Below are 18,388 nucleotides of genomic sequence, written 5' to 3' on the forward strand. Positions count from 1 at the left end.
TGCGTGATTCCTCTTCGCTCAGTTCGCCCACGGCAGCGGCGCGTCGTTCAAGCCCCAGTACAGGCTCTTCTGCTGCATGTACTCGCGGATCCCGAGGCGGCCCTTCTCGCGGCCCATCCCGCTCTCCTTCCAGCCGGAGAACGGCGTCGAGATCGAGAACAGCTTGTACGTATTGATCCAGACGGTGCCCGTCTCGAGCGCGCGCGCGACGCGCCACGCTCGCTTGTAGTCGCGCGTCCAGATGCCGGCCGCAAGGCCGAACACGCTGTCGTTCGCCTGCTCGATCAGCGACGCCTCGTCGTCGAACGGCATCGCCACGAGGACGGGCCCGAAGATTTCCTCCTGGCAGATGCGCGCGCGATTCGACAGGCCTTCGAGGATCGTCGGCTGATAGAAGAAACCGTTCTCGCGCCCGTCGCCGGTCGGCCGTTCGCCGCCGCAGAGCAGCCGCCCGCCCTCGTCGAGCCCGAGCGCGACGTAGCGTTCGACCGACTCGCGATGCTTCGCGGTGATCAGCGGCCCCATCTGCGTGTCGGGCCGCGCCGGATCGCCGACGCGCAGCTTGCGCGCGCCGTCGACGAGCCGCTTCATGAACGCGTCGTACACCGAGCGCTGTACGAAGAGCCGCGAGCCCGCGATGCACGCTTCGCCCGACGAGCTGAAGATGCCGTACAGGACGCCGTTGACCGCATGATCGAGATCGGCGTCGTCGAACACGATCGTCGGCGACTTGCCGCCGAGCTCGAGCGACACCGGCATCAGCTTCTCCGCCGCAATGCGGGCGATCCCGCGACCGACCTCGGTGCCGCCCGTAAACGACACCTTCTTCACGAGCGGATGACGCACGAGCACGTCGCCGATCACCGAGCCCTTGCCCGGCAGCACGCTGAGTACGCCCTTCGGCACGCCGGCTTCCTCGCAGATCCGCGCGAGCGCGAGCGAGGCGAGCGGCGTGACTTCGGCCGGCTTCAGCACGACGGCGTTGCCGCCCGCGAGCGCCGGCGCGAGCTTCTGCGCGTCGGACGCGATCGGCGAATTCCACGGCGTGATCGCGGCGATCACACCGATCGGCTCGTAGACGCTCATCGTCAGATAGTCGCCGCGCGACGGCGTCAGCTCTTCGTCCAGCGTTTCGAGGCACGCCGCGTAGTAGCGGAACGTATTCGCGGCGCTCGCGACCAGCACGCGCGTCTCGCCGATCGGCTTGCCGTTGTCGCGGCGCTGCAGATGCGCGAGCGCTTCATGACGCTGCATGATCAGATCGGCGATCCGGTACAGCACGAGCGCGCGCTGATGCGGCTTGAGGCCGGCCCAGTCGGCACGGCGCCACGCGGCGTCGGCCGCGACGATCGCGTCGGCCGCGTCTTCGGCACTGGCGGTCGACACTTCCAGGTTCAGCGACTGATCGGCCGGATAGACGCTCGCATACGGCGCGCCGCGGCCGCGCCGCCATTCGCCGCCGATCAGGATGTCGCCGTTGGGTACGAGGCTCGTATCGAATGGAGTCATTTCACAAATCCCAGGTCTTTCGGTGCGCGCGGCGGCGCGAACGGGTCGGTCGGCCGCATCGTCAGATCACGCAGCGGGCCGCGCGATTGCGCAGCGCGCGGATCGCGCTGAATGCGGTCAGCGCGGACGTCTTCGGGTTGTCGGGCAGCGGCTTGCCGCTCATTTCGAGCGACATCTCGCCGAACGCACCGCGTGCGGTGATGCGGTGCACGTTGCGCGCGACGGCCGGATCGGCGATCAGGCGCACGCGCGTCGCATCGAGGCCGACGCCGGCCAGCGCAACGGTCGCCGCGACGTTCGCGTTCTTCGGATACAGCCGCGCGGCATCGCGCGCGGTGCCTTCGAAGATCACCTTTTCCTCCGTCATCGTGCGCAGGTCGCACAAGGCTTCGGCCGGCGTGCCGAGCCAGCCGAGCGGCGGCTTGCGGCCGACGTACAGCACCTCGTCGAGGCCGCCCTGCCTCGCGGACGCGAGTGCGTCGATTCCGCCGATCGCGCCCGAGAGCAGCGTCAGCGTCGCGTCGCCTTCGTCGGCGGCCCGCGACAGCGCGTCGAGCAGCACGAGATCGGACAGCGCGCCGATCGACGCCACCGCGCAGTCGGTGCCCGACTTCAGCAACGGCACGACGTGATCGACGAGCGCGCTGTGGCCCGCGCATTCGAGCGCGAACTCGGGGCGGCGGGCCAGCGCGTCGACCGACGACACGACCTCCACCGCGCCGCCGAGATCGCGCTGCACGGCGTCACGCTGATGCTCGGGCACGATCACGTGCGCGACGCGCAGCGACGCGTCGTGCTCGACCGCGCGATAGACGGCCGCGCCGATCGCACCGAAGCCGATCATCGCGACGTCGACGGGCGCATGCCCGTGGTGCGCGTGGCCGTTACGCATACTGGCGCTCCTCCGGCGCTTCCTTCTTCACCGGCGGGCCCGCGAACGCGGAAGCGAACGAGCCGACCGACAGCATGTCGACCTCGACCATCACCGGCCCCTGCTTCGCGAGGCCTTCGCGCACGACCGCTTCGGCCTGGTCGAGCGACGTGATGCGGTAGTGCGTCAGGCCGAAGCTTGCGCAGAACTGCGCGAAATCGGGCTGATGCAGTTGCACGAAGCAGCGGCGGCCCCCGTAGTGCGCGTCCTGGATGTTGCGGATCACGCCGTAGCACTGATCGTTCATCAGCACGATCATCACGTTCGCGTTTTCCTGCACGGCCGTGACGAGCTCGCCGACGTTCACCATCAGGCCGCCGTCGCCGACGAGGCACACCGTCTTCGCCGCGCTACCCGCGAGCGCCGCGCCGATCCCCATCTGAATGCCCTGGCCGATGCCGCCGCCGAGCGCATGCACGCCCGCACGCGGCTCGAAGATCTTCAGCAGCCGATTGCCCCACGTGCTGTTCGAGATCGTCACGTCGCGCACCCAGTTGTAGTCGCGTCCGACCGCGCTCTGCAGCGTGTCGACGAGCTGCTTGTACGGCCCGAGTCCCTTCGACACGTCGGCCACAGCCTGTTCGCGCGCGCCGGCCAGATCGACCGCGAACTGCGGGTCGACCGACAGCCGGCCTTCGAGACGGTCGGCGAGTTCGGCGAGCACGCGCTTCGAATCGCCGTGCACGAACAGCGCGTTGCGATAGCCGCGGTTGTCGGCGAGCGCATCCGCGTCGATGCGGAACAGCGGCTGCGGCAGCGCGAGCTTGTACTTCAGCGTTTCGTTGCCGCGCAGCCGCGAACCGACGACGACGAGCGCATCGCAGGTCTTGTAGAACGCTTCGACGGCCGCATGCACGTTGAACGCGCCGAGCGTGGCCGGATGATCCTCGGGCAGCACGCCGCGCCCCTGCACGCTGGTGACGACACCGAAGCCGAGCTTCACCAAGCGCTCGACTTCGGCGCGCGCATGCCGCGCGCCGCCGCCGAGCCACAGCAGCGGACGGCGCTTCGAGGCGAGCGCGTCGGCGAGCTTCGCGACGCGCGCGCTGTCGTGCTCGCGCACCGCGACGTGCGCGGGCGCGAGGTCTTCCGGCCATTCGATCTCGGCCGCCTGGATGTCGATCGGAATCTCGACCGACACGGGGCCCGTCGGCGCGGTCTGCGCGATGCGCACCGCTTCGCGGATCGTCGGCAGCACGGTTTCGACGGTCCGCACGCGGAATGCGGCCTTCGAGATCGCGTCGAGCATCGTCAGCTGATCGGGCGCTTCGTGGATATACGCGAGATCCTGATCGAGGTACGGCGTTTCGATCTGCCCGGTGATGTGCAGCAGCGCGGTGCCGGCCGTCAGCGCCTCGACCATCGCGCCGGCCGCATTGCCCGCCGCCGTGCCGGTGCTCGTGAACGCGACGCCGAGGCCGCCCGACACGCGCGCGAGGCCGTCGGCCATGTTGACCGCGCCGGCTTCGCCGCGTGCGCCCACGTAGCGGATGTTGCCGCGCGTGTTGATCGCATCGAGGATCGGCATGTTGTGGATCGAGATGACACCGAATGCGGTCTTCACGCCGCACTGCTCGAGAAAGGCGGCAATCAGCTCGCCAACCGTGGTTTTTTTAGACATGGCGTGCAAAGCCTCCAGAAACGTCGATATGGCTGCCCGTCGTGTAGGACGACAGATGCGTTGCGAGATAAAAAAGCGCCCAGGCGGCCTCGTCGGGCTTGCCGAAGCGGTTCAGCGGAATGTTCTTCTTGCGCGCGAGCGCGCCGGTCCAGTCTTCCCAGCTTTCGCCGGGCTGCGCCTGCGCCTCGTAGCGGCGGCGCCACTGGCCGGACTCGACGATTCCGATCAGGATCGAGTTCACGCGGATCCGCTGCGGCGCCAATTCCGTCGCGAGCGACTTCACGAGGCTCAGCACGCCCGCGCGCGCGGACGAGGTCGCGACCATGTGCGGCTCCGGCTGCAGCGCGAGCAGCGAGTTCACGCACGTGATCGTCGGCGCAGGCGCGTCGCGCAGCATCGGCAGGAACGCGCGCGTCGGGCGGATGATGCTGAAGTACTTGAGCTCGAGCTCGTCGCGCCACGCGTCGTCGGTCGTCTCGGCGAACGTCGACACGCGGCCCTGGCCGGCGTTGTTGACCAGCATGTCGGTGCGGCCGAAGCGGTCCGACACGGCCTGCGCGAACGCGCTCACGTCGGCTTCGTCGAGCACGTTGCAGCGCACGGCGAGCAGCGGCGCGCCCGGATACCGTTCGCCGAGCATCGTCTCGGCGCGCGCGAGACGTTCGCCGTCGCGGCCGCAAATCGCGATCGACGCGCCGGCCTGCAAGAACCGTTCGGCCGTCGCGAGGCCGATGCCGGACGAACCGCCCGTCACCACCGCGACCTGCCCGGTCAGATCGATCTGAATCATCGGAGTCCCAAAGCCTTCAAAAACGTGTGCTCGTCGTCCGAGCGGTAATTGAGCCGCCGCGACAGTTCAGCCGCCGCGCGCCGCACCTTGTCGATCAGCCCGTCGGCGATCAGCGTCGCGTCGATCTCCGGGCGCGGCACCGTCACCGTGATGCAGGCGACGATCTTCTGCGTGTCGTTGCGCACCGGCGCGGTCACGACCGAAATCCCGCGCTCGAACGACGAATTGCTGATGCCGTATCCGCGCAGCGCATCCTCGCGGATCATGGTGTACAGCGCGTCGACCGTGTCCGGCGTCGCGTTCGTCATCCGCGGCAGCGTGCCTTCCGGATACAGCGCGCGCAGCTCGTCCAGCGACAGGTCGCCCATCAGCACGTGACCGTGCGTCGTCGCGTGCGCGGGCAGCCGCGTACCGACGTTCACGCGAATCGAACTGAACACGGGCGCCTCGCTCTGCGCCTTCGCAACGAACACGACGTCGCGGCCGTCGCGGATCACGATGTGCGTCGTGAAGCCGGTCGCATCGCGCAGGCTTTCGATCACGGGCAGGCCGAGATCGGTCAGCTCGAGCGAGCTCAGATATTCGAAGCCGAGCCGCAGCACCGCGATGCCGAGCTTGTAGTTGCGGTCCTTGTCGGCGCGCTCGAGAAAGCCGAGCGATTCCAGCGTCTGCAGCAGACGGAATACGGTCGTGCGCGGAATGCCGAGCCGCTTCGACAGCTCCGGCGCGCCGAGTACCGGTTCGCGCGGCGAGAATTCGGCGAGAATCCGCAGCCCGCGCTCGAGGCCGGGCACGACGTAGCTCGCTTCGGCCTTCGCAGGTTCGGCCGCGCTCTGCAACGGTTCGCTCATGCCGCCCTCCGCTCGATGTCGCACTGCCGGCAGAACGCGTCGATCAAGGCCGAATAGACGTCGGGCGCCTCGACGTAGCCCGCGTGGCCGGCCTGCGGAATCACCTGCAGTCCGACGCCGGCGGCCGCCGCGATGCGTTCGCACGCCGCGGGCGGCGTAATCGCGTCGTTCGCGCCCACGGCCACCGCCGTGCGGCCGCGGAACCCGGCGAGATCGGCCGCGAGATCGGCATTGGCGAGCAGATGCGTGGCCTGCGCATAGCCGGCCGGCACGATGCGCGCCATGTTCCAGCGCACCCATGCGCGCGCGTCTTCGGTCGCGAAGCCCGACAGCATGTTGCCGCTGCGCTGCGCGGCGAGCCCGGCAGGCCCGAGTTCCGCGAGCATCGCGAGCCGCGCGTCGCGGCGCGACGCGCGCGTCTCGGCCGGCGCGCTGCCGTATCCGCCGGCCGGCGAAATCAGCAGCAGCCCCGCGATCCGCTCGGGCTTCACGCGCACCATGCCGCCCGCGACGATCGCGCCGAGCGAATGCCCGACGAGCACGCAGCGCGCGATGCCGAGCGCGTCGAGCCACGCGTCGAGCGACGCCGCGTAATCGACGGCCGACGGCGATGCGCCGTGCACCGGCGTCGATGCGCCGTAGCCGGGCGCGTCCCACGCGAGCACGCGGCGCGAAGCGCCGAGCGCGTCGAGCTGGCGCACCCACGACGCGGCGCCCGAGCCGATCCCGTGCAGCAGCACGACGGGCAGCGCGGCGCCAGCCTGCTGCGCACCGGCCTCGCGATAACCGATCGTGCCCGCCGCGCCGGCGGCGCAGCGCTGCTCGGGAAACCGCTCGAGCAGCGTGGCGAACGCCGCGGTGCGGTCGCGTTCTCGTTTGTCGACGACACTCATCGCTTCATCCGCTCCGTGTCAGCGCTTGATCTTCGCGAGCGGCGAATCGGGCGGATACGTCGGCGTGATCGGCTTCGGCGAACCGAGCATCACGCACATCAGCGCGTCTTCCTCGCCGATGTTGATCTCCGTGCGATACACGCCGGGCGGCACCGAAATCAGATCGCGCTCGCCAAGAATCGCTTCCCACGTTTCGCCGTCGCGCTCGCAGATCACCTTCATCTTGCCGCGCAGCACGAAGAAGATTTCCTCGACGTCGATGTGAATATGGCTCGGGCCGATGTTGCCGGCCGGGATCACCATCGTCGAGAACGTGAAGTTGCCGGCCGGCACCGTGTTCACGTCCTTCGCGACGCCCGTGCCGCCCGTGCCGACATAGCGCATCTGCGCGCGGCGATACTTCGGGTCGTAGTCGGCCTGGAACTTCAGCGCATCCCAGTCGTAGCGGCGCGTCGCATAGCGCGCGACACGCCCTTCCATCCACTCGCCGAACGTTGCGCCTTCCGGCTGATCCCACGATTTGCGTTCGATATCGGTGTCCGCCATCGTCATCTCCTCAAAGAGTGAAAACCATCAATTCATTACGAAGCCGCCGTTGACCGGCAGCAGTTGACCGGTCACGAAGCGCGCGGCGTCGGACAGCAGGAACAGCACGGGGCCCGTCACGTCGCCCGGCACCTGCGCACGCGTGAGCGCACGGCCCTGCAGGTAATACACGTGCCGCTCCGCGGGCACGTATGCGGTCGCCTCGACTTCGGTGAGACCCGGCGCGATCGCATTGACCGTCACGCCGTGTGCGCCGAATTCGCGCGCCTGCGCGTGCGTCATCGCGATCACGGCGCCCTTGCTCGCCACGTAGGCGAGCAGCTTCGGCGCACCCCACAGCGCGGTATCCGAGGCGAGGTTCACGATCGCACCGCGGCCCGATTGCGCGAGGTGCGGCAGCGCGGCGTTGCTGACGAGCCAGAGGCCGCGCACGTTCACGTTCATCACCGCGTCCCATGTCGGCACGTCGAGTTCCGTCGACGCCTTGCCGCCCGAGTTCGTGATCGCCGCGTTGTTGATCAGGCCGTCGATGCCGCCGAGCGCCGTGGCGCATTGCGCGACGAATGCGTCGATGCTGGCCGCGTCGGCGAGATCGAGCGCGAAGAAATGCGCGGCATGGCCGCGCTGCGCGAGCGATGCGGCGAGCGCACGGCCTTCGTCGACGAGCACGTCGCCGAACGCGACTTGCGCGCCCGCGTCGACGAGCGCCGTCACGAACGCGGCGCCGAGTCCGCGCGCGCCGCCCGTCACGACGACGCGCCGCCCGGCGAGCGACACGACCGGTGCGTGCTCAGCCATGCGCGGACTCCGTTGCGGCCTGCGCCGCGCGATGCGCATCGAGCGCCGACAGATGTTCCTGTGCACGCTGGCGCAGCATCCGGCGCACGCGCGTGATGCCGACGTCGTGCTGATACAGATATTCGTGATCGCGAGCGTTCGGCGCGAGGCTTTCGAGGACGTAGCGGTCCTGCTCGAGCACGTCCCAGTGCAGACCTTCGAGGCGGTTGCGGTACATGAAGCGCCACACGTCGCGCTGCCAGCCGACGACCTTGCGCGTGCGCCAGAAGTAGACCTGGCAGTGGTCGTCGTCAACCGGCGTCGCAAAGCCGATGATCCCGAAGTTGCCTCCGGGGCCGAACTTCTGCTTGTACGGAATCGCGAGGCGCATCCAGAGGCAGCCGGTTTCGCCGAGTTCGACCCAGTCGAAGTTCACGTCGCGCTGGCCGATCTTTTCGAACATCAGCCCCGTCTCGGTCTTGCGCACGCGCATGTCGGCCTGCTTGTCGCCTTCGGCCATCGAGTGCGACGTCGCGTGCAGATACGCGCCGTGCATCGGATCCATCACGTTGTCGATCGCGTACTGGTAATTGCACTTCCAGTTCGACATGCAGAGGAAATGCGCGTATTCGTCGGCGACCAGTTCGACCGGCAGATTCAGCGGTGCGGGTTCCGGATGCGCGTCGTCGCCGAACCACAGGAAGATCGCGCCGGCCTTCTCCTCGACCGGATACGACTTCACGCACTTCGCGCCTTCCAGCGGGCAGTTCGCGACCGCCGGCACCTTGTTGACCGTCCCGCTGCCGTCGACTTCGATGCCGTGATACCAGCATGCGACGCTGCCGCCGAGGTTCCAGCCGAGCGACAGACGTGCGCCGCGATGCGGGCAGCGATCTTCGAGCGCGTGGACCTTCCCGTCCTGATCGCGCCACAGCACGATCTGTTCGGACAGGCGCGTAATGCCGACCGGCGCGTTCGATACCTGCCAGCTCGGCGCGACGGGATACCAGTAGTTCTTGATGCCGCGGTCGAGATAGTCACGGACCGGGTCGTGTTGCGATGCGTGTTGTGCGGGGGACGTCATCAGTGTGCTCCGGATGCGGTTGTCTGTCGGTCGCTCGGCGCGCGCGGTCATTCCGCGAGCGACGCCATTTCGGCGCAGAAGCGCTCGGCGGTCCACGGCGCGCCGTCGGGCGTGCGAAAGCCGATCCGGTTCAGGCCCGCGACCACGTCGTCGAGCTCGGTCGCGCCGGCCTCGAACACGCGTTCCAGTGCATCGCCGAGGTCGTTCTCGTACTGGGTGGGTTCGGCCTTGCGCGTCTGCCAGATCCGGTTCTCGACCTGACCGGGGATCTCGATCTGCCCCTTGCCGGCGACGTTGTTCGGCTGCGGCGCCACCCACGGCTTCAGGAACGGGTTGAAGTTCACGCTCGCTTCTTTCATGTCATTCCACCTTGATCTGGATTTCCTCGCCGGCGAGGCGCACCGCGTACTGCTTCAGTGCACGGCCGCCGGGCCCCTTCAGGCATTCGCCCGTCCTGATGTCGAACACGGCTTCGTGCAGCGGGCATTCGACCGTGCCTTCGTCGACGAAACCCTGCGTCAGCAGCGCGTATGCATGCGGGCACACGTTCTCGAGCGCGTACACCTGGTCGCCGACGCGATAGATCCCGATCTCGACACTGTCGGTCCGCTTGAACTCGATCGGCGTGTCTTCCGACAGCGCGCCGGCGTGCCCGGCGCAAACCCATTGTTCAGACATCTCACACCCTTCCTTCTGATCGACTCTCGATTTTTGTTCCATATTAGGAACAGCAGTTTATGTATGGTGATTATAGGAGCGACTTTCGGCGATCAAAATAAAAAGCTGCTCGTCCTAGGGAAAACACCGACTGCCGATTCGACGATCGTGCGAAAGCACGGCCATTTACCGAATTTTTCTTGTGCGACGGGGATTTATCGCGTTGGCGCGCGGAAACCGGGCCGCCGGCGGCGCGCCACGCGACATGCATCCGGCCCGAAAAATTTATTTTTTTTCCGGCATTGTGGCGCCCCTATACTTCATTCCATCAGAGGCACAATGTTCCTTATATGGAACACATGAACCGCCCGTCGGGCGAGGGACTCGCGTGACGGCCGGTCGTCCATGCGCGCAGTACCACCGCCCGTTTTCATTCGGATGGAGAGTCAGGAGATCACATGGTCAAGCATGCGGTAGCAGCAGCGGTCGTCGGGATGGGCGCCGTGTCGGGCGCGTGGGCGCAGAGCAGCGTGGTGCTGTACGGGAGCCTCGATGCGGGCGTCGCGTACGTGAACAACGTCGGCGGCCACGCGAAGTGGGCGATGATCCAGGGCAATACGCAGCCCGATCGCTGGGGGCTGAAGGGCAAGGAAGATCTGGGCGGCGGCCTGTCGGCGATCTTCCAGCTCGAGAACGGCTTCTATACGAACAACGGCCAGTTCGCGACCGCGAACACGATCTGGAATCGCGCCGCCTACGTCGGCCTCAGCTCCGAGCGCCTCGGCACGCTGACGCTCGGCCGCCAGACGCCGCTGATGTTCGACTATCTCGATCCGCTCAGCACCGCCTACCTTGCGATGAGCTGGTTCGCGTTCCACCCCGGCAACATCGACGGGCTCGCCGCGACCGGCAACGTGCCGTACAACAACGCGATCAAGTACCGGTCGCCGAGCTTCGCGGGCTTCTCGGCCGCGGCGACGCTCGCGCTCGGCAATACGACGAACTTCTCGACCGGCAAGTCGGTCGGCGTCGCGCTGAACTATGCGAACGGGCCGTTCAAGGCGGCCGCCGTCTACTCGAGCGAGCACGACCGCTCGGTGCTGATCTCGCAAACCGGCATCGCGTCGTTCCAGGGGCAGAACACGGCGAACGGCTATCTCGCGAACAAGGTCGAGAACATCGGCGCCGGCGCGTCGTATCAGTTCGGCGACTTTCTCGTGCACGGGCTGTACACGCGCACGAAGATGCAGTCGAACGGCTATTCCGACACGTTCCAGAGCTACGATGCGGGCGTCAACTACCGCAGCAGTCCGTTCAACACGATCGCGGGCGGCGCCGCGACGACGACGCTCGCCGGCCGCCGCTGGACGCAGGTCGAACTCGGCGACATCTATGCGCTGTCGAAACGCACGCAGCTCTATGCAAACGTGCTGTACGAGCATGCGTCGGGCGGCGCGCACGCCGCGTTCTTTACGGCCGGCGTATCGAGCACCGCGAACCAGCTGATCGTGCTCGCGGGGATTCACCACTCGTTCTGACCGGCCGCCGCGTGTCCCGACGCGGCATCCGTAAACGACGAGAGCGGCCCGCGGGCCGCTCTGCTGTTTTATCGACGGCCGCCGCGGCCGAGCGTGCGCATCAGAACATCGCGACCTTGTGACGCGCGTGCGCGAACGTCGGATCGCTGTCGAGCGGACGGTAGTTCAGACGCTGGGACAGATCGACGGCCGCGCCGCACACGGCTTCGACGAGCCGCTCCTTCTCGGCCGCGTCGCCGATCTCGGAGCGCGGCACCGTCGCGGTGATCGCGGCCACGATCGAGCCCGAATGATCGCGCACCGGCGCGGTGACCGCCGAAATCCCGCTTTCGAACGCGGCCTCGCTGACCGCATAGCCGAGCCGCGCGTACTGACGCACGCGCTCGTACAGCTCGTCGACGGTGGCCGGCGTGCGGTCGGTGAACTGCTCGAGCCGCTTTTCCGGATAGAGCTGGCGCAGCGCGTCGCGCGTGAGGTCGCCCATCAGCACGTGGCCATGCACGGTCGCGTGCGCGGGCAGCCGCGTGCCGACATGCACCTTCACCGAGCCGAACATCGACGCGTTGCTCTGCGCTTTCGCGACGAACACGACATCGCGCTGATCGCGGATCAGCAGATGCGTGGACAGGCTCGTCGCATCGCGCAGCCGTTCGAGCACCGGCGTGCCGAGATCGGTCAGCTCCAGCGAGTTCAGATATTCGAAGCCGAGCCGCAGCACGCCGACGCCGAGCCGGAAATAACGATCGCCGTTCACGCGCTCGAGAAAGCCGAGCGCCTCGAGCGTCTGCAGCAGACGGAACGTCGTCGTGCGCGGAATGCCGATGCGCTTCGACAGCTCGGGCGCACCGAGCACCGGCTCGCGCGCCGTGAATTCGGCGAGGATCCGCAGCCCGCGTTCGAGACCGGGCACCAGATACGACGATGCGCCGGCGGCCGGTTCGTCGTCGCCCGCTGCGGGCGGCGGCAGTTCGTCGCGTTCGGCGTCGCGCGGCGCGCGCGACGGCCGGGCCGACGGTTTCGGTACGCCGCTCATCGTTGTATTGCCTCACTGCACATGGACGAAATGGAATCGCTCACGAGATACCCGCGATGAAGAATTATGGATGGGCGGTCCGGCCGGATCAACACGACCCGGCCGGCCCCGCGCGTCGTGCCGGCGCGCTGCGCGCGACGACGGCCGCATAGGCTGACACGATCGAAAGAATATCAGCGATAGACGGGGATGCGCACGGGCGCCCGGGAGAATGTCCGCGCCGAGAACGCGCGGCTGCGCCGGCGTTGCGACGGACCGACGCGCTGCGCGCTCAGGCTGCGACGGCGTCGACGTACTCGGTGCGGGCGCGCTGGCCCGCCGCGTGCGCGTCGGCTTCGTGTGCAAAGCCCTGCTCGCTGAACGCGACGACCTTGACGCCGACGCCGGACGCACGCTTCACCGTCAGCGCCCATTGCCATCCGCCGTCTTGCTCGAAGACGTGCAGCGAGGGTTCGAGGGATTCATGCAATGCGCTCACGCGGTGTGCTCCTGCCTGTCCGCGCTGGGCCCGCAGCGCATGAGGCATGTTGTAGAAATGGGCGCCGGCTCCCCGGCGCGCTATCAGCCATTCGATAGTCTAGTCAGAATTTGTTGCGACGCACCATCAGAGGTTTCACTCAGCTATCGGAACCGGGCGGTCGATGAATCGATCCCCGGCCCTGCCGGCGCGGGCTTCTGCGGAAGTGTGTGCCGGTTCGCCGACATGCAGCGGAGCGCCTCTGTGCGGCAACGTGCCGCACGATTTCCCGCGCGTGCGGGCGCTGTACGCGCGCTCGTCTGCCCAAGCGCCGGTTCGTCCGTTATCGGTCGGTCGCCTTCGCCGCCGGATACACGTACCGGAACGTCAGGTTCACGCGTTCGCCGCGCACTGACGGCGCCTTCGGCACGCGGTGCTGCCATTCGACCTGCGTGCGCCCGCGCATCACCAGCAGGCTGCCGTGTGTGAGCCGGTACGCGTGCGTGGCGCCCGATGCGCGGTGGCGCAGGTCGAACACGCGCATCGCGCCGAGGCTGACCGACGCGATCACGGGCGCGTCGCCGAGTTCGGGTTCGTTGTCCGCATGCCAGCCCATCCCGTCCTGCCCGTTCCGATAGCGGTTGAGCAGCACGCTGTTGAACCGCGCGCCGCACGCCGCCTCGACGCCGCGCTTGAGCTCCAGCACGGCCGGCGTCCATGGCGCCGGCACGTTGCGAATGCCCGAATACACGTAGACGGCGTCGGGCTCGCCCTGCCATGCAGTCAGCCGCGGCAGAGGAATGCGTCCGCGCGGTGTGCGGATCGTGTCCTGGCGCCACGCCACTTCGTCGATCAGCGCCGCGAGCAGCCGATCGGCATCGGACGATGCGAGCCAGTCCGGGTACCAGTCGACGTCGGGCGCGGGCGTCTCGTCAAAAAGATCGGGGGTCGACATGCGGGGCGATACGGGAGCGGTATGTCTGCATACTAGCCAACGGCGGGCGGCGCTGCCATGCGCATCCGTCGCCGGCTTCCGGAAAAGCGCGCGCATGCCGCGCATCGACGCGGCCCGCGCGACGCCGCGTCCCTCATGCGCTGCGCGCGAGCCGGATCAGCGTGATCTCGGACGGCACGCCGAAACGGTTCGGCGGCCCCCAGTAGCCGGTGCCGCGGCTCGTATAGAGCCACATGTCGCCGAACTGCGTGAGACCGCCGATCACCGGCTGCTGCAGGCGCACGAACGGCGGCCACGGCAGGAACTGGCCGCCGTGCGTATGGCCGGACAACTGCACCGAGAAACCCGCGCGACTCGCCTGTTCCGCGCTGCGCGGCTGATGCGCGAGCAGGATCCGCGTGCCGACGTCGGCCGGCGCGCCGGCGAGCGCACGCGCGGGATCGCTGCGATGCGCCGGGTCGAATCCGCCGGCCGTGAAGTCGGTCACGCCGGCGAGCACGAAGCGCGCGCCGCCGTGCTCGATCACCACGTGCTCGTTCAGCAGCACGGTCAGCCCGATGCGCCGGAACTCCTCGATCCATGCATGCGCACCCGCGTAATACTCGTGGTTGCCGGTCACGAGAAAGCTGCCGTACCGCGACTGCATCCGCGCGAGCGGCGCCGTATGTTCGCGCAGCCGCGGCACGGAACCGTCGACCACGTCGCCCGTCACGACGACCAGATCCGCATCGAGCGCGTTGACCGCGCGCACGATGCGCTCGACATACGGCCGCTTGATCGTGGGGCCCACGTGGATGTCCGATAGTTGCACGATCTTCAGCCCGTCGAGCGCCGCGGGCAGCCCCGTCACGGGAATCGCCACACGCTTGATCGCCGCGGTACGACGCGCGCCGACGAAGCCGATCGCCGTGACGAGCAGCGCACCGATCACCACGCCGAGCGCGGTATCCGGCGCGGCACCGGCCCACGCGCCGCCGTGCCCGGCCTGCCGCCACAGGTATGCGCCGAGCAGCACGAATTCGCGCAGAAACGTCAGTACCAGCAGCGACGAGAAGAAGCCCATCGCGATCGAACCGGCCCAGCCGAACAGCGTCGCGGGCCACCCTTCGTCGAAGCGGCGCGAGAACATGCCGACCGGAATCAGCACACAGAAGCCGGCCAGCACGAGCGCGGCCAGCGTGCGCGCGACCGGTGAAGCGAATGCGTCGGGAATGATCCTTAACCCGACGTACAGATGGAACATCACGCCGATTGCAATGAACCGGACAAAGAAACTTCGCATGGAACGCTCACCCTCGTTGCGGTACCGCACCGCGACGCGTCGAACGGAGCCTCGATGCCCCGCGCGCGCATGTCGCGTCGTAAGGCGATGGTACACAGATCCACGCGACTCGATCGCGCGGCGGACCGCCATGCGCGACACGCTGCGCTTGCCGGTGCGGCCTGCCGCCGCGGGTTGACGAGCCGACGCGGCGCCCACTAGAATGCCGGCCAGTCTTTCTCCCAGGAATCATCGTGGACAGTTGCAGCACTTCGTTGCGTGCTCCGCTTGCCGCCTGAACGCCTGTCCGCCGCAGTCCTGCTGCCCCGGCTCGCGTTCCGCGAGCCATGCACGCCTCCCGTTTCACACAGCATTGCGCATTCGCGCGGTACAGTACCGCGCGACGACGGCCATCGCGCGTCGTCCGGCCTCGCGCCGCGACCGCGCGGGCCCGCATGCGCCTCTTGCACGGCAGGACACACATGACCTTCGAATTCGCACTTCGACTTTTCACCGCGTTCGCATGCGGCGTCGCGATCGGCCTCGAGCGGCAGATCCGGCAGCGCACCGCGGGCCTGCGCACGATCACGCTCGTCGCGTGCGGCGCGTGCCTGTTCATCACGCTCGGCGTCCTGACCGGCGACGGCATCGAAGGCGTCACGCGGATCGCCGCGTACGTCGTATCCGGCGTCGGCTTTCTCGGCGGCGGCGTGATCATGCGCGACAAGGGCTCGATCCAGGGCATCAATACGGCCGCGACGCTGTGGTGTTCCGCAGCCGTCGGCGTGCTGTCCGGCACCGGGCACTTCGGGCCTGCGCTTGCGGGCACCTGCATCGTGCTGCTGACCAATACGCTGCTGCGCGGCGTCAGCCATTCGATCAACGCGCAGCCGGTATCGAACGCGGACCTCGTGCGCGAATACCAGATCGCGGTGATCTGCCTGGGGTCCGACGAAGTGCACATCCGCACGCTTCTGTCGAACCTGATGTATGCGAAGCCGCTGTCGTTCCAGAGTCTGACGAGCGAGGACGTACCCGACCAGCCGGAGCGGCTCAAGGTTACCGCCACGCTGAAGCTGCATCCGAAGGATCAGCAGAAGCTCGAACAGATCGCGAGCCGGATCAGCATGGAAAAAAGCATCTCGAGCGTGAGCTGGACCGCGAAGGAAGCCGAGCCGATGATGGAATAGCGCGCGGCACCGCGTCGCGCGACCATCACGGGGTATCGATGAGCCCCGCCGAAATCGCCTTCACGACCGCCTGCACCTTGTTCGACGCGCCGAGCTTCTCGAGGATGTTGTTCACGTGGAAGTTGACCGTACGCTCCGAGATGCTGAGGATCTGGCCGATCTCGCACGCGGTCTTCCCTTCGGCGGTCCAGCACAGCACCTCGCGCTCGCGCGCGGTCAGCGTGACGCGTGCCTCGGGCGACAGCTTCGGCACCATGAAGCGGCTCATCAGCGAATGCGACAGGTTCGCGAGCCAGTTCGTCTGCAGCGTCAGCATGTTGATTTCGGCCGGCGTCAGACGATCCGCGTGGCGCGCGATGCTCAGCAGGCCGAATGCGCCGCGCGCCGCCCAGCTCGACTGCGCGACGCCGACCGACAGCCCGAAATCGCGCGCGTCGCGCCACAGCGGACACGGCTCGATCTTGTCGACGTCGGGCCACACGATCATGTTCGTGCTCAGCGTGCCGTCGCGCACCGTCGAATCGATCTCGATGTAGTTCTGCGCCTGATAGTGCGCCATCCAGCCGTCGGGATAGGTATCGAAGATCGCGACCGCCGGCTTCGACACCGGCAGCGGCACGCGGATGCCGTAGCAGCAGTATTCGAAGCCGAGCCGTTTCGAATAGGCGGCGATCCGCTGGAAGAGTTGCTGCTCGTCTTCCGCGGCGCTGAATTCATCGTAGGCATCCTGCCAGCGCAGTTCCATTCTTTCTCCGACAACGTCACGCTGTCATACTTGTCAGGTTCCAGCACCGATGGGCGCCTGATACATTCCAACGCATGACTTCTTCTTTGCTGCACGCGGTCCGCGGTCCGTCTCCGGACGGCTATGTGCGCCTCTCGGAAAGCGCGCTGGCCGCGCTCGCGCTCGACCACGTCGCAAGCGGCCTCGATCCTGCACTGCTCGCCGAACTGCGCGACAGCGCGATCGACGCGCGTCTCGCCGGCTATACCGAATGGCAGCGTCCGGCCGGCCCGGGCGTCGCGTACGTGACGGTCGGCTGGGACTGGTACCTCGAACGCGCATCGGGCACGTTCGTCATTCTCGACGGCGACGTGCGCAGCAACGCGATGGGCGTCGACGCGAGCGGCGCCGACATCGGCATGCGCGGTACCGCTGCCGCGCTCGCGGCCCGGCTCGCATGCATCGACTGGGCTGCCGCCGTCGCGGCCGCGATTCTCGGGCGCGACCCCGTCCATCATGCCGGTCCGGCGCTGCAGTGACAACCACCGCATTCCTCTGACGTTTCCGCGATTCCGGCGCTCTTTATAAGCAAAAGCGCGCGCGTTTTCAATCCCGGCGCCCGGGAAACCGTTACCGCGTCGAAATTGGCGTTTCCGCGCCGCAATACTGTAAGAGTTACCAGTTACCGCCGCCTCGGGACGCGCGCTGTAATGCACGCATACCAAAACACATCCGAGGACATCCATGCAGACCTTCGTTCACGAGGGAAGGCAGTTGCCGATCGCCCAGGCGACGGAGCTCGCGCGCTATCGGCACCGCGTCTTCGTCGAGCAGCTTGGCTGGACGCTGCCGTCCGCGGACGAAGGAATCGATCGCGACGCGTTCGATCACGACGACACGGTGTACGTCGTCGCGCGCGACGGCAGCGGCGAGCTGTGCGGTTGTGCGCGGCTGCTGCCGACCACGCGTCCGTACCTGCTCGAAACGCTGTTCGCCGATCTGATCGCGCCCGACCTGCCGCTGCCGCGCTCGACCGCGGTGTGGGAGCTGTCGCGGTTCGCCGCCAGCGGCGCCGACGGCGGCGCGACGGGCGCCGATTGGGCCGTGCGGCCGATGCTCGCGGCGGTCGTCTCGTGCGCGGCCGAGCGCGGCGCGCGACAGCTGATCGGCGTGACGTTCGCGAGCATGGAACGACTGTTTCGCAGGATCGGCGTGCACGCGCACCGCGCGGGGCCGCCGAAGCAGGTGGACGGGCGTCTGGTCGTCGCCTGCTGGATCGACCTCGATCCGCAAACGTTTGCAGCACTGGGAATCGAGCCGGAGCGCATCGCCCGGCCCGCCATTGCCGCCTGATCCGGCACGCGTGTCCGGCCGGGCGGCATCGTAACGAAGGAGAAACCACGTGGACCAGTCTCAGGTCTTTCGCGCGATGATGCCCGGATTGACGAGCGCCGACGGCGCGCGCATTGCAATCGCCTATCCCGCGTATGCGCGGCCGCTGCCGCTCGTGCGGCTCGACCGCCGCGGGCTCGTGTTCCGCGCCGCCGGCGCCGCGCCGCTCGTTTGCGGCC

The 18,388-nt window shown here is 67.8% G+C and carries 20 protein-coding genes; 4 read left to right on the forward strand and 16 right to left on the reverse strand.

Going from position 1 to position 18,388, the window contains the following annotated elements; translation table 11 throughout:
- Nucleotides 1–18: 18 nt before the first annotated feature.
- From HMPREF3115_RS14580 to HMPREF3115_RS14630, 11 genes are all read right to left on the reverse strand, one after another.
- Nucleotides 19–1,509, reverse strand: coding sequence for an aldehyde dehydrogenase (locus tag HMPREF3115_RS14580; protein WP_006403213.1), 1,491 nt, complete (start codon nucleotides 1,507–1,509; stop codon nucleotides 19–21).
- 61 nt (nucleotides 1,510–1,570) lie between these two features.
- Nucleotides 1,571–2,401, reverse strand: coding sequence for an aspartate dehydrogenase (locus tag HMPREF3115_RS14585; protein ID WP_070554897.1), 831 nt, complete (start codon nucleotides 2,399–2,401; stop codon nucleotides 1,571–1,573).
- A complete protein-coding gene (locus tag HMPREF3115_RS14590; protein WP_006403211.1) occupies nucleotides 2,394–4,061 on the reverse strand; it encodes a thiamine pyrophosphate-binding protein in 1,668 nt (555 codons plus the stop codon). Before HMPREF3115_RS14590 ends, HMPREF3115_RS14585 begins: the two co-directional genes overlap by 8 nt.
- Nucleotides 4,054–4,851, reverse strand: coding sequence for an SDR family oxidoreductase (locus HMPREF3115_RS14595; RefSeq protein WP_006409174.1), 798 nt, complete (start codon nucleotides 4,849–4,851; stop codon nucleotides 4,054–4,056). Before HMPREF3115_RS14595 ends, HMPREF3115_RS14590 begins: the two co-directional genes overlap by 8 nt.
- Entirely contained in the window at nucleotides 4,848–5,702 is an 855-nt protein-coding gene (locus HMPREF3115_RS14600; RefSeq protein ID WP_006396780.1) for an IclR family transcriptional regulator, read from the reverse strand. The genes HMPREF3115_RS14595 and HMPREF3115_RS14600 overlap by 4 nt, the downstream gene beginning before the upstream one ends.
- Nucleotides 5,699–6,595: an alpha/beta fold hydrolase gene (locus HMPREF3115_RS14605; protein WP_006403210.1), complete on the reverse strand. Its 897-nt coding sequence runs from the start codon at nucleotides 6,593–6,595 to the stop codon at nucleotides 5,699–5,701. The genes HMPREF3115_RS14600 and HMPREF3115_RS14605 overlap by 4 nt, the downstream gene beginning before the upstream one ends.
- A gap of 18 nt (nucleotides 6,596–6,613) precedes the next feature.
- Complete coding sequence (locus HMPREF3115_RS14610) at nucleotides 6,614–7,141, reverse strand: cupin domain-containing protein (protein ID WP_070554909.1); 528 nt, start codon at nucleotides 7,139–7,141, stop codon at nucleotides 6,614–6,616.
- A gap of 27 nt (nucleotides 7,142–7,168) precedes the next feature.
- Nucleotides 7,169–7,939, reverse strand: coding sequence for an SDR family oxidoreductase (locus HMPREF3115_RS14615; RefSeq protein ID WP_070554899.1), 771 nt, complete (start codon nucleotides 7,937–7,939; stop codon nucleotides 7,169–7,171).
- Entirely contained in the window at nucleotides 7,932–9,002 is a 1,071-nt protein-coding gene (locus tag HMPREF3115_RS14620; protein ID WP_070554900.1) for an aromatic ring-hydroxylating dioxygenase subunit alpha, read from the reverse strand. The genes HMPREF3115_RS14615 and HMPREF3115_RS14620 overlap by 8 nt, the downstream gene beginning before the upstream one ends.
- Before the next feature lie 47 nt (nucleotides 9,003–9,049).
- A complete protein-coding gene (locus HMPREF3115_RS14625) occupies nucleotides 9,050–9,361 on the reverse strand; it encodes a recombinase-like helix-turn-helix domain-containing protein (RefSeq protein ID WP_053298417.1) in 312 nt (103 codons plus the stop codon).
- A 1-nt stretch (nucleotide 9,362) separates the two neighbouring features.
- Nucleotides 9,363–9,680 carry a non-heme iron oxygenase ferredoxin subunit gene (locus HMPREF3115_RS14630; protein ID WP_070554901.1) on the reverse strand — a complete coding sequence of 106 codons (318 nt, stop codon included), beginning with the start codon at nucleotides 9,678–9,680 and terminating at the stop codon, nucleotides 9,363–9,365.
- Nucleotides 9,681–10,117: 437 nt separating this feature from the next.
- On the opposite strand from HMPREF3115_RS14630, the gene HMPREF3115_RS14635 reads away from it, so the two are divergent.
- On the forward strand, nucleotides 10,118–11,197 hold the full coding sequence (locus HMPREF3115_RS14635) for a porin (RefSeq protein WP_039217461.1): 1,080 nt from the start codon (nucleotides 10,118–10,120) through the stop codon (nucleotides 11,195–11,197).
- Nucleotides 11,198–11,297: 100 nt separating this feature from the next.
- On the opposite strand, the gene HMPREF3115_RS14640 is transcribed toward HMPREF3115_RS14635, so the two are convergent.
- The 4 genes from HMPREF3115_RS14640 to HMPREF3115_RS14655 form a co-directional block, all read right to left on the reverse strand.
- Nucleotides 11,298–12,230, reverse strand: coding sequence for an IclR family transcriptional regulator (locus HMPREF3115_RS14640; RefSeq protein ID WP_006409827.1), 933 nt, complete (start codon nucleotides 12,228–12,230; stop codon nucleotides 11,298–11,300).
- Nucleotides 12,231–12,501: 271 nt separating this feature from the next.
- Complete coding sequence (locus HMPREF3115_RS14645) at nucleotides 12,502–12,708, reverse strand: hypothetical protein (RefSeq protein ID WP_006403204.1); 207 nt, start codon at nucleotides 12,706–12,708, stop codon at nucleotides 12,502–12,504.
- A gap of 322 nt (nucleotides 12,709–13,030) precedes the next feature.
- Nucleotides 13,031–13,642 (reverse strand): alpha-ketoglutarate-dependent dioxygenase AlkB family protein, encoded by a 612-nt coding sequence (locus HMPREF3115_RS14650; protein ID WP_053298415.1) that lies wholly within the window; start codon nucleotides 13,640–13,642, stop codon nucleotides 13,031–13,033.
- 133 nt (nucleotides 13,643–13,775) lie between these two features.
- Nucleotides 13,776–14,924, reverse strand: a complete 1,149-nt coding sequence (locus HMPREF3115_RS14655) for a metallophosphoesterase (RefSeq protein ID WP_059940453.1) — start codon at nucleotides 14,922–14,924, stop codon at nucleotides 13,776–13,778.
- A 461-nt stretch (nucleotides 14,925–15,385) separates the two neighbouring features.
- Between HMPREF3115_RS14655 and HMPREF3115_RS14660 the strand changes: the two genes are divergently transcribed.
- Nucleotides 15,386–16,093, forward strand: a complete 708-nt coding sequence (locus HMPREF3115_RS14660; protein WP_006403201.1) for an MgtC/SapB family protein — start codon at nucleotides 15,386–15,388, stop codon at nucleotides 16,091–16,093.
- Between the two features lie 25 nt (nucleotides 16,094–16,118).
- Here the strand turns inward: HMPREF3115_RS14660 and HMPREF3115_RS14665 are convergent, their stop codons facing one another.
- The gene (locus HMPREF3115_RS14665; RefSeq protein ID WP_006403200.1) at nucleotides 16,119–16,838 is read right to left on the reverse strand and encodes an autoinducer binding domain-containing protein; all 720 of its coding nucleotides are present in this window, start codon (nucleotides 16,836–16,838) and stop codon (nucleotides 16,119–16,121) included.
- Between the two features lie 74 nt (nucleotides 16,839–16,912).
- On the opposite strand from HMPREF3115_RS14665, the gene HMPREF3115_RS14670 reads away from it, so the two are divergent.
- The gene (locus HMPREF3115_RS14670; protein ID WP_035487568.1) at nucleotides 16,913–17,356 is read left to right on the forward strand and encodes a DUF4902 domain-containing protein; all 444 of its coding nucleotides are present in this window, start codon (nucleotides 16,913–16,915) and stop codon (nucleotides 17,354–17,356) included.
- 205 nt (nucleotides 17,357–17,561) lie between these two features.
- Nucleotides 17,562–18,170 carry an acyl-homoserine-lactone synthase gene (locus tag HMPREF3115_RS14675; protein WP_070554903.1) on the forward strand — a complete coding sequence of 203 codons (609 nt, stop codon included), beginning with the start codon at nucleotides 17,562–17,564 and terminating at the stop codon, nucleotides 18,168–18,170.
- Nucleotides 18,171–18,388 lie beyond the last annotated feature (218 nt).

Source organism: Burkholderia sp. HMSC10F09, assembly GCF_001806955.1.
GTDB classification, from domain to species: Bacteria; Pseudomonadota; Gammaproteobacteria; order Burkholderiales; family Burkholderiaceae; genus Burkholderia; species Burkholderia multivorans.